The sequence below is a fragment of the Bradyrhizobium sp. genome (assembly GCF_016462955.1).
In the GTDB taxonomy this organism is placed as follows: Bacteria; Pseudomonadota; Alphaproteobacteria; order Rhizobiales; family Xanthobacteraceae; genus Bradyrhizobium.
In genome coordinates this window covers 1-9,724 of the sequence record NZ_JAEMSD010000251.1, presented here as the reverse complement: position 1 = coordinate 9,724, position 9,724 = coordinate 1, and the positions used below count along the sequence as shown (strand labels likewise).

The window sequence follows — 9,724 nt, the reverse complement described above, 5'->3', positions numbered from 1 at the left end:
ATCATGCCCCCCTCTCATCTGCGACGAGCGTTAACGATGGGCCTCGTGGCCGCCGTGGTCTCTCTTGCGCCGGCACAGGCCGAAACGCTGGACAAGGTCACCTTCGGCACCAATTGGGTGGCCGAGGCCGAGCATGGCGGCTTCTTCCAGGCGGTCGCCGACGGCACCTACAAGAAGTACGGCCTCGACGTCACCATCGTCCCCGGCGGTCCCAACGAGAACAACCGCATGCTGCTGATCGCGGGCAAGATCGATTTCTTCATGGCCGCGAACACGCTGATGTCGTTCGACGCGGTCGCCAACAACGTTCCCGTCGTCACCATCGCGGCGATCTTTCAGAAGGATCCGCAGGTGATGCTGACCCATCCGGACGCGAAGGTCGCCAGGATCGAGGATCTCAAGCCGCTGACCCTGTTCGTCTCCAAGGAGGGCATGACCAGCTATTTCCAGTGGCTGAAGTCCGAATACGGCTTCGGCGAGAAGAACGTGCGCCCCTATAATTTCAATCCGCAGCCCTTCATCGCCAATTCCAAGAGCGCCATGCAGGGTTACGTCACCTCCGAGCCGTTCGCGGTCGAGAAGGCGGCGGGCTTCAAGCCGAACGTGCTGCTGCTCGCCGATTACGGCTTCAACACCTATTCCACCCTGATCGAGACCCGTCGCGACATCGTCGAGAAGAAGCCCGATCTGGTCCAGCGCTTCGTCGATGCCTCCATGATCGGCTGGTACAATTACATCTATCGCGACAATGCCGCCGGCAACGCGCTCATCAAGAAGCTCAATCCGGAGATGACGGATGATCTGCTCGCCTATTCCGTCGTCAAGATGAAGGAGCACGGCATCGTCGATTCCGGCGACAGCCTGAAGAACGGCATCGGCGCCATGAGCGACGAGCGCTATGGCTCCTTCTTCAACAAGATGGTCAAGGCCGGCGTCGTGAAAGCGGATCTCGATTTCCGCAAATCCTACACGCTGCGCTTCGTCAACAAGGGCGTCGGCCTCGAGCTGCGCCCGAACAAGCCGTAGCGCATGCAGAGCTTTGGCACGTCGGTACGGCTGGTGCCCACCTCTCCCGAAGGGAGAGGTCGCATCGCATCGCCAGATGCGATGCGGGTGAGGGGTTACGCTCTCTCGTCGGACCCGCGGCCCCTCACCCGGCGCTACGCGCCGACCTCTCCCCGTCGGGGAGAGGTGACGTGCCCCGCCATGATCAGCGCGCGATGGTAGAGCGCAAAACCTCGTCCGCCGCCGACACCGGCCTGACGCGTCTCGCCGTCAGCCTGCGCGGCGTGACGAAAACTTACGACAACGGCGTCATGGCGCTCGGCCCGTTCGACCTCGCTGTCCGCAAGGGCGAATTCATTTCGCTGCTGGGACCTTCCGGCTGCGGCAAGTCGACGGTGCTGCGGCTGATCGCAGAGCTCGGCGCGCCGACTTCGGGCACGGTGCGGGTGGCGCGGCACCAGGCCGGGATGCAGACGGGGCAAATTCCGCCAGGTCACGGCATCGGCTTCGTGTTCCAGGAGCCGACGCTGATGCCCTGGGCCAATATCCGCGAGAACGTGCGGCTGCCGCTGAAGCTCGGCGGCATCGCAAAGGCCGAAGGGCGCAACCGCGCCGACGCGGCGCTCGCCAGCGTCGGACTCGCCGAGTTTGCCGATGCCTATCCGCGCGAGCTCTCCGGCGGCATGAAGATGCGGGTGTCGCTGGCCCGCGCGCTCGTCACCGATCCGGATATCCTCCTGATGGACGAGCCGTTCGCCGCGCTCGACGAGATCACGCGCTTCCGCCTCAACAACGATCTGCTCGCGCTGTGGCGGTCCTTGCGCAAGACCGTCATCTTCGTCACCCATTCGGTGTTCGAATCCGTTTATCTGTCGCAGCGGGTCGTCGTCATGACGGGGCGGCCCGGCCGCACCCAGGCCGACATCCGCATCGAGACGGTCGAGCCGCGCGGGGAGGAGTTTCGCACCTCCACGGCCTATTCCGATTATTGCCGGCGCGTCTCGGCCGCGCTGGCGCCGTCCTATTCGGGGCAGTCGACGCTATGAACGCGCAAAGCCCGGTCATCGCGAGACCGTCGGGCGCGCAACGCGCGATGCGCTTCGTCCTGCCAGTCATCGTGTTCGCGGCCGGCCTCATCGCCTGGGAACTCCTGGTTCGCCTCAGGGACATCCCGCCCTACGTGCTGCCGGCGCCATCCGTGATCGTCCTGACGCTGATCAAGGACTGGGCGGTGCTGTCGCAATCGCTCGCTACCACGCTTCTCACAACGCTCGAAGGCTTTGCCGCCGCCAGCATCGGCGGCATCGCGCTGGCGCTGTTGTTCAACCAGTCGAAATGGGTGGAATATTCGCTGTTCCCCTATGCGGTTGTGCTGCAGGTGACGCCGGTCATCGCGATCGCGCCGCTGCTTCTGATCTATCTGGAGCAGCAGACCGCGGTCGTGGTCTGCGCCTTCATCGTCGCCTTCTTCCCGGTGCTGTCGAACACCACGCTCGGGCTCAATTCGGTCGATCGCAATCTCGCCGGCCTGTTCCAGCTCTATGGCGCTTCGCCGCAACAGACGCTGCGCTTTCTCAAGCTGCCCGCGGCGTTGCCCTACATCCTCGGCGGCCTGCGCATTGCCGGTGGGCTGTCGCTGATCGGTGCCGTCGTGGCCGAGATCGCGGCGGGAACAGCCGGCGCCGGCTCCGGGCTCGCCTACAGAATCGCGGAATCAGGCTACCGCTTGAACATACCCCGCATGTTCGCGGCGCTGCTGTTGTTGTCGCTGGCCGGGATTGTCATCTATGGGGTGCTGGCGCTAGTTTCCCACCTCGTTTTACGGCGCTGGCACGAAAGCGCGCTTGGAAAGGACAATTGATGGCTGCCGGTTCGATTTCGTCCGAGAAGATCGACCTCCTGATCTATGGGCCGGTGAGGCCGATCCTCGAGAACGGGTTTTCCGATCATTTCGTCGTGCACAAGGCCGAGACGCGCGGCGATCTCGAACGGCTGACGCCGGCCATCCGCGACAAGATCCGCGGCGTCGCGGTGACCTATCACACGGTCCGTGCGGACAAGGATTCGCTGTCGCAGCTGCCCAAGATCGAGATGGTGGCGAGCTTCGGCGTCGGCTACGACCACATCGATGCCAAATACGCGGCCGAGCATGGCATCGTCGTCACCAACACGCCGGACGTGCTGACCGAGGAGGTCGCCGACGTCGCCATGGGCCTCTTGATCGCCACCTTGCGCGAATTCATCAAGGCCGACCGCTACGTCCGCTCCGGGCTATGGCAGACCCAGAACTATCCGCTCAGCGTCGGCTCGCTGCGCGACCGCAAGGTCGGCATCGTCGGCATGGGCCGGATCGGCCAGGCCATCGCGCGCCGGCTCGATGCCTCGCTGGTGCCCGTCGTCTATCACTCGCGCAATCCGTCCAAGGACGTCTCCTACAAGCACTATCCTGATTTGATCGAGATGGCGAAGGCGGTGGACACGCTGATGGTGATCGTGCCCGGCGGCGCCGCTACGAACAAGATGATCAACGAAGAGGTGCTGAAGGCGCTCGGTCCGCGCGGCGTTCTCGTCAACGTCGCGCGCGGCTCGGTGGTGGATGAGCCGGCGCTGGTCCAGGCGCTGAAATCGGGCACCATTCTCGCCGCCGGCCTCGACGTGTTCGCGGCCGAGCCGAACGTGCCGGACGAGCTCAAGACCATGCAGAACGTCGTGCTGCTGCCGCATATCGGCTCCGCCTCGGTGGTGACGCGCAACGCCATGGACCAGCTCGTGGTCGACAATCTCAAGGCCTGGTTCGCCGGCAAGGCGCCGCTGACCCCGGTCGCGGAAACGCCGGTCAAGGGACGCTGATGACCGCCCTTCGGGCCCTCGCATTCGCCGTCGCGGCCTCTTTGGCCGCGATCGGCGCCGCGCACGCGCAGGATGCGACGAGCCTGAAGAAGCAAATGCCCGGACAATGGGAGCTGTCGACTACCGAGCGCAGCAAGACCTGCGTCGTCACGCTGAAGGCGGAGGGCGCCGGCCAGGGTTTTAAGCTGGAGCTGGAGCCGGCCTGCAAGACCGCGCTGCCCTTCACCAAGGACATCGTCGCCTGGAATGTCAGGGGCCTCGACATCGTCCGCCTGCAGGATGCGGCCGGTGAAGCCGTGATCGACTTCACCGAGGTCGAGACCGGTATCTTCGAGGGCCTGCGCCAGGGCGAGGGGGTCTACATCCTGCAGGACCTCGCCGCCGCCCGCTCGATGGCGAAGTCGATGGACCAGATGATCGGCGACTGGTCGATGGTGCGGGGCAACGGCCAGCCGGTGTGCGGGCTGACGCTGACCAACACCGAGGCCGACGCTGACAATTTCCAGGTCTTCCTCAAGCCGCGATGCGACGCGGCCGTCGCGCAGTTCAACCCGACGCAATGGCGCCTCGAGCGCGGCCAGATCATCCTGATGTCGAAATCAGGCGAAGCCTGGCAGTTCGAGGCCGACGACCACGCCCAATGGCGCCGCGTCCCCGACACCGCCGATCCGTTGATCATGCTGCGGCAGTAGGTGAGGGGTCCGGTACCGTCCCGGCAACCGGAGCGGTAGGGGGCTGTTAGCGGACATGCGCGGGCTCGATCCGAGAGGGGACCGGCAGTCGTTCAGCGATATTGTTGCGGATCCATCGGATACACGTTGGCGTCAAGTTGCATCAGTTGACTGCGCGCGCGTGGACGATCTCGCGCGCCTCGACCGGTCGCACGTCGGACGCGTCGAGAGTGACAACGGCAACCGTATCCCCCGACAGCGTCGTGAACTCCACCTCGAAGGCTTCGCCTTCTTGATGCACCAGCACGACGGTGCCCACGTCACCGGCGGTTAGCCGTTCCGAAGGCACATCTCGCTTCAATACGACAAGGTCCAATTCATTGATCATTGATACTAAATCCTCCTCGGGACCAAGGTCACCAAGCGTGGGACGTTTTCCTGAGGCTCCACGAACCATACCACACGGACGATCGGAGTACGACCCTGCGGGGTCTCCAACGGGCCGTCGATCTCGTATTTAGTTCCAAACAGCGATCGATGTGACTTGGTGATGTCGTTTGCCCTGGCGTGCGCGACGATGGCATCGCGCAAGAGAGGCCAGTTCTGGACACTGAAACCCAACCCTTCGAGGAAACGAGCCTTTGCGCGGCCGCCGGGGTGGTTTGCGTTTAACAAATACCTCACGATCTTCGCCTCCGGGACGACAACACGGTCAAAATCAGGGAGGCGTGGCATGTCCTGATTCTCAAACGTGTCCGGTGTATCCCATGACGGGCGTTTATCTCGCGCCTATATCAACCGCATCCCGCGCAGACTCGCATGCCCGTTCTTGCCGACGATGATATGGTCGTGAACGGCGATCCCCAGCGGCTTGGCAATATCGATGATCGCCTTGGTCATCTGGATGTCGGCCTGCGAGGGCGAGGGATCGCCGGAGGGGTGATTATGGACGAGGATCAGCGCGGTCGCCGACAATTCCAGCGCGCGCTTGATCACCTCGCGCGGATAGACCGGGGTGTGGTCGACCGTGCCGGTCTGCTGCACCTCGTCGGCGATCAGCTGGTTGCGCTTGTCCAGGAACAGCAGGCGGAATTGCTCCTTCTCGGCAAACGCCATGCTGGTACGGCAATAGTCGATCACCTCGTTCCAGGACGATAGCGCGTTGCGGCTGTTGACCCCACCCTTGGCGACGCGATGCGCGCAAGCTGCGATCAGCTTGAGCTGGTTGATCGCAGCCTCTCCGACACCGTCGACCTCGCGCAGGCGCGCCACCGGCGCATGCACCACTTCGGCGAAGGAGCCGAAAATCTTGATCAGCGTCTTCGCCAGCGGCTTGGTGTCTCGCCGCGGCAGCGCCGGAAACAGTGCCATCTCGAGCAGCTCGTAGTCGCTCAGCGCATCCGCGCCCGCGCTGTAGAAGCGCTCGCGCAGCCGCTCGCGATGGCCGTGATAGTGCGGCGTGTCGGCGGCTGGATTGTCTGGCTGGTCGGTCTTGCGGGGCATCGGCACAAGCATGCCGCGCCCGGCGGTTTTTGCAACTCTGAAGTGTCGGGCGACGACCCGGCAGAGCTAAAGAAAAAGCGCCGCGCGAACACGGCGCCTTCGTATCACGGCGTTGGGCGCGATCAGGCCTTGACGGCGGCGAAGGCGTAGCCGTTGCCGTCCTTGGCCAGCGTGCCGACGTTCGGGAAGCCGAAATGATAGCCGGCGATCATGCCCTTTTCCGCGATCACACGGTCGAAGAAGGCGCGCCGCGTGGCTTCCGCCTTCGGTCCGTCGCTGTCGAAGCCGGAGAACCAGCCGGGATTCCTGACGAACAGCTGGTGGATGCCGGTGACGTCGCTCTGGATGAAGAGCTGCTGCCCGCCGGAGGCCACCAGGAAGGACATGTGGCCGATCGTGTGACCCGGCGTGGCGATGGCCTTGACGCCGGGCACGAGATCGGCGCCGTCGCCATACTGCTTGATGTTCTTCCACGTCGGGAAGGTCGCCTGAATCCGCTTGACGTGGGGGCGGTTGGCTTCGGGCACCTTTTCAACCAGGGCCGCATCGGTCCAGAACTTGTACTCCACTTCGGGCATCATGATTTCCGCGTTCGGAAACACCTGCTCGTTGGTTTCCTTCACCCACAGGCCCGAAATGTGATCGGGATGGAAATGCGAGATCACCACCGTCGACACTGTCGCCGGATCGAGACCGGCCGCCTTCATGTTGCTGGCGAGCTTGCCGACGCTGGCGGGACCGTTGCCGCCGAAGCCGGTGTCGAACAGAACGACCTTGCCGCCGGTCCGGATCGCAGTGACCGTGAAGGGGTTGTCGATCTTGTCGGGTCCGATGCCGGCTGCGGTCAGCGCCTTCTTGACGTCGTCGAGCCCGGCATTCTTGACGATGCCCTCGGTCACCGTCCGCTCGATCGAGCCCTCGTGCAGGCTGAAGACCTCGATGTCACCGACCTTGTACGAGAGGCTCTCGCCGGCGCGCTGCGCAGAGGCGGCATCGATGAAGGACACGGGCCCCTTGAGGCCGAAGACCAGCGCTGCCCCCGTGCTCCCGAGGACCAGATCGCGACGTGAAACCTCGAACATAGTGGTGCTCCCTTTGAGGTGAATCCTCGGAAGGCTGTTGAAGCCCGCGAAGGTTCGACACCGGGATGCCTCGCCTATTCCCTGGCGATTGTCACGCGGGGAACGGCAAGATGACGCAGGCAGGCCGTTGTCTTGAGAGCGATTTGCAACAAGGGTTGTGCTTACGCTGCAGCGATCTGCTTTTCGCCGTGCCGCTCCGACAGCGTGAAAATCTCGACGCCCGTCGCCGTCACGCCGACCGAATGCTCGAACTGCGCCGACAGCGAGCGGTCGCGGGTGACCGCGGTCCAGCCGTCGGAGAGAATCTTCACATGCGGCTTGCCGAGATTGATCATCGGCTCGATGGTGAAGAACATGCCGGGCTTGAGCTGGACGCCCTCGCCGGGCCGGCCGACATGGATGATGTTCGGCTCGTCGTGGAACATGCGGCCGAGGCCGTGGCCGCAGAAATCGCGCACCACGCTCATGCCCTGCGGCTCGACGAAGCTCTGGATGGCATGGCCGATGTCGCCGGTGGTGGCGCCGGGCTTCACCGCGGCGATGCCGCGCATCATGGCTTCATAAGTGACCTCGATCAGGCGCTCGGCCTTGCGCGCAATGGGGCCGATCGCATACATCCGGCTGGAATCGCCATACCAGCCGTCGACGATGAAGGTGACGTCGATGTTGACGATGTCGCCTTCCTTCAGCGGCCGGTCGCCGGGCATGCCGTGGCAGACCACGTGGTTGAGCGAGGTGCAGGTCGAGTAGCGGTAGCCGCGATACATCAGAGTCGCCGGATAGGCGCCGTGGCTGAAGGCGAAGTCGCGGACGAATTCGTCGATTCTGGAGGTCGGCACGCCCGGCCCGACGATGTCGGTGAGCTCGTCGAGGCATTTCGCCACCAGCGCACCCGCCTTGCGCATGCCCGCAAAGGCGCTCGGCCCATGCAGCTTGATCTGTCCGGTCTTGCGCAGGGAGGTCTCGGTGGCTTCGACGTAGCTCATGCGGATGCGGTCGTCCTCGATGTCGGTGGGAAGGCTTGATTTCAGGCTCCAATTTAATGATTGGCGGCCTTCATGCAAGCCGAGCCGACCGCTCCTGGCCCGAAAGCGTCCTAATTCGGGACTTCTACGGTGGTTTCCACCGGCAGGACGCCGCCTCGGATGCGGATTTCGCGGACGGGATAGGGAACCCGGATGCCCTCGCGCTTGAAGGCGTCCCACAGCTCCAGCATCACGTCGCTCTTGACCTTGTCCATGCCGTCGGGGTCGGCGATCCAGAAGGTCAGCGAGAACTTCATCCCGGCTTCCGCGAACTCGTTCAGGATGCAGGTCGGCGGCTTGCCCTTCTGGGCGCGCGGATGGGCGGCGGCGGTCTCGGCGGCGAGCGTGCAGACCAGGCGGGGATCGGCATCGTAATTGGTGCCGAAGGCGATCTTCACCAGCGTGTTCTTGTCGGTATAGGTCCAGTTCACGACCTTCTGCGTCACCAGGTCCTCGTTCGGCACCAGGAATTCGCGCCCGTCGCCGGCAGCGACGGAAATGTAACGCGTCTTCATCGCGCTGATCCGGCCGGTGTTGTCGCCGATCGTGACGAGGTCGCCGGGTTTCACCGATTTGTCGGCGAGCAGGATGATGCCCGAGATGAAATTGGCGACGATCTTCTGCAGGCCGATACCGATGCCGACGCCGACTGCGCCGGAGAATACCGCGAGCGCGGACAGGTCGATCCCGACCGCGCCGAGCGCGATCACGACCGCAACCGTGAGCAGCCCGATGCGGATGATCTTGACCAGCAGCACCTGCACCGACGGCGTCAGATCAGTGGTCGAATTGATCCGGCTCTCGGCGAAATTGCTGGCGATGTTGGTGAGCCAGAGTGCGATCAGCAGCAGTGCGCCGGCCTTGAGCACCAGCAGCGGGGTCAGCCTGAGACCGCCGAGCACGATCGCGAAGGAATCCAGCAGCTCGACCGTCGCGTCGAGCTGGCCGACGATGGAAAGCGCGGCGACGAACCAGGCCGTGATCGACACCAGGCGGACGATGAAGGCGTTGCGCAGCACCGAGGTCACGAGGCGGATCACGAGCCAGGCGAAGCCCAGCTTGGCTGCGACCATCAGCAGATAGGAGCGGCTCGGCCAGGTCGCGTGATACATCACCACGCGCGAGACGATCACGAGCAGCGTGAACACCGCCGTCGAGGCGCTGGCGACCATCACCCGGATGAAGTGCCGGAGCGGCAGCGGCAAGCGCATCGCCAGTGACGTCATGTCGACACGGCTGCGGATCGCGGCCTCCGCGGCATAGGCGATGCCGGCCGCGGCCAGGATGAGACCGAATTGCAGGTAGAACCACGGAGAGGAGATCTCCGCTCCGACGCTGCGTGCGGTGGTCTGCACGAACTCCATGAAGTCTTTGAGGTCCATGTCCATCGGTCTCGTCGGCGGGCGGAGGAAGAATTGATTCGAGGGCGCCGGACAATCCCACAACGGGCGCGGCCGGGCCACCGATACACCGTGAAGTGAAGCGCGTTAAGGCCTCAAAACGAGGGCAGATCGCAGCGAACCACGGAAAATGGGTTGGCGCACGAGTCCGCCGACGATAAGGATGCAATCCCAGCGATTTTTACCTG

Annotated in this window: 11 protein-coding genes; 5 read left to right on the top strand and 6 right to left on the bottom strand. The window is 64.0% G+C overall.

Going from position 1 to position 9,724, the window contains the following annotated elements; genetic code table 11:
• Positions 1–3 precede the first annotated feature (3 nt).
• The 5 genes from JHD07_RS23185 to JHD07_RS23165 all read left to right on the top strand — a co-directional run bounded on the left by JHD07_RS23185 (position 4) and on the right by JHD07_RS23165 (position 4,547).
• Complete coding sequence (locus JHD07_RS23185) at positions 4–1,026, top strand: ABC transporter substrate-binding protein (RefSeq protein WP_291626230.1); 1,023 nt, start codon at positions 4–6, stop codon at positions 1,024–1,026.
• Between the two features lie 194 nt (positions 1,027–1,220).
• The gene (locus tag JHD07_RS23180) at positions 1,221–2,051 is read left to right on the top strand and encodes an ABC transporter ATP-binding protein (RefSeq protein WP_291626228.1); all 831 of its coding nucleotides are present in this window, start codon (positions 1,221–1,223) and stop codon (positions 2,049–2,051) included.
• Positions 2,048–2,866: an ABC transporter permease gene (locus tag JHD07_RS23175; protein ID WP_291626226.1), complete on the top strand. Its 819-nt coding sequence runs from the start codon at positions 2,048–2,050 to the stop codon at positions 2,864–2,866. The genes JHD07_RS23180 and JHD07_RS23175 overlap by 4 nt, the downstream gene beginning before the upstream one ends.
• The gene (locus JHD07_RS23170; RefSeq protein ID WP_291626224.1) at positions 2,866–3,855 is read left to right on the top strand and encodes a 2-hydroxyacid dehydrogenase; all 990 of its coding nucleotides are present in this window, start codon (positions 2,866–2,868) and stop codon (positions 3,853–3,855) included. The genes JHD07_RS23175 and JHD07_RS23170 overlap by 1 nt, the downstream gene beginning before the upstream one ends.
• Positions 3,855–4,547 (top strand): AprI/Inh family metalloprotease inhibitor, encoded by a 693-nt coding sequence (locus JHD07_RS23165; protein WP_291626222.1) that lies wholly within the window; start codon positions 3,855–3,857, stop codon positions 4,545–4,547. Before JHD07_RS23170 ends, JHD07_RS23165 begins: the two co-directional genes overlap by 1 nt.
• Positions 4,548–4,689: 142 nt before the next feature.
• Here the strand turns inward: JHD07_RS23165 and JHD07_RS23160 are convergent, their stop codons facing one another.
• The 6 genes from JHD07_RS23160 to JHD07_RS23140 all read right to left on the bottom strand — a co-directional run bounded on the left by JHD07_RS23160 (position 4,690) and on the right by JHD07_RS23140 (position 9,524).
• On the bottom strand, positions 4,690–4,914 hold the full coding sequence (locus JHD07_RS23160; RefSeq protein WP_291626220.1) for a DUF4926 domain-containing protein: 225 nt from the start codon (positions 4,912–4,914) through the stop codon (positions 4,690–4,692).
• Between the two features lie 5 nt (positions 4,915–4,919).
• Entirely contained in the window at positions 4,920–5,261 is a 342-nt protein-coding gene (locus JHD07_RS39850) for a DUF6883 domain-containing protein (RefSeq protein WP_366865051.1), read from the bottom strand.
• Between the two features lie 54 nt (positions 5,262–5,315).
• Positions 5,316–6,029 carry a DNA repair protein RadC gene (radC, locus tag JHD07_RS23155; protein ID WP_291626218.1) on the bottom strand — a complete coding sequence of 238 codons (714 nt, stop codon included), beginning with the start codon at positions 6,027–6,029 and terminating at the stop codon, positions 5,316–5,318.
• A 122-nt stretch (positions 6,030–6,151) separates the two neighbouring features.
• A complete protein-coding gene (locus JHD07_RS23150; RefSeq protein WP_291626216.1) occupies positions 6,152–7,111 on the bottom strand; it encodes an MBL fold metallo-hydrolase in 960 nt (319 codons plus the stop codon).
• A gap of 161 nt (positions 7,112–7,272) precedes the next feature.
• Positions 7,273–8,097 (bottom strand): type I methionyl aminopeptidase, encoded by an 825-nt coding sequence (gene map, locus JHD07_RS23145; RefSeq protein WP_291626214.1) that lies wholly within the window; start codon positions 8,095–8,097, stop codon positions 7,273–7,275.
• 110 nt (positions 8,098–8,207) lie between these two features.
• Positions 8,208–9,524, bottom strand: a complete 1,317-nt coding sequence (locus JHD07_RS23140) for a mechanosensitive ion channel domain-containing protein (RefSeq protein ID WP_291626212.1) — start codon at positions 9,522–9,524, stop codon at positions 8,208–8,210.
• Positions 9,525–9,724: the final 200 nt, after the last annotated feature.